The sequence below is a fragment of the Pseudomonas sp. 05N431 genome, from assembly GCF_056397005.1.
In genome coordinates this window covers 1-491 of sequence record NZ_JBFTMN010000062.1, presented here as the reverse complement: position 1 = coordinate 491, position 491 = coordinate 1, and the positions used below count along the sequence as shown (strand labels likewise).

The following is a 491-nucleotide window of genomic DNA, read 5'->3' as shown; positions in this document are numbered from 1 at the left end:
GTAGATGGTGTAGGTGCCCGTGGCCGGCAGCGTCAGGGTGTCCGTATAGGATCCTGTCGACCACAGGTTGGAATAAATGTTGCCATTACTGGTGCTGGCGTTACCGCTGGCATCGGGTTTGTAGACRGTGAGCGCTTCGCTACGGGGATATGTGGAATTGGGTGCGCTGAGGTAAATACGCTGGCCGGCTGTGCCGCTGAAGGTAAGGCTGCCATTCTGGCCGATGGCGGTTGTGGTCAGGGTGACATCGGCGCCATCAATGCTGATGGTACCCGTGACATCCGCCGGAACGCTGGTCAGGTGGAACGTCATGCTGCCGGTGTCGCTGCTGGTCGGGTTGAGGTAGATGGTGTAGGTGCCCGTGGCCGGCAGCGTCAGGGTGTCCGTATAGGATCCTGTCGACCACAGGTTGGAATAAATGTTGCCATTACTGGTGCTGGCGTTACCGCTGGCATCGGGTTTGTAGACGGTGAGCGCTTCGCTACGGGGAT

Annotated in this window: 1 protein-coding gene; it reads right to left on the bottom strand. The window is 59.0% G+C overall.

The window, feature by feature from the left end:
* Positions 1-491, bottom strand: a 491-nt coding sequence (locus tag AC1DIG_RS29310) for a hypothetical protein (RefSeq protein ID WP_477770114.1), incomplete at both ends; no start/stop codon positions are given.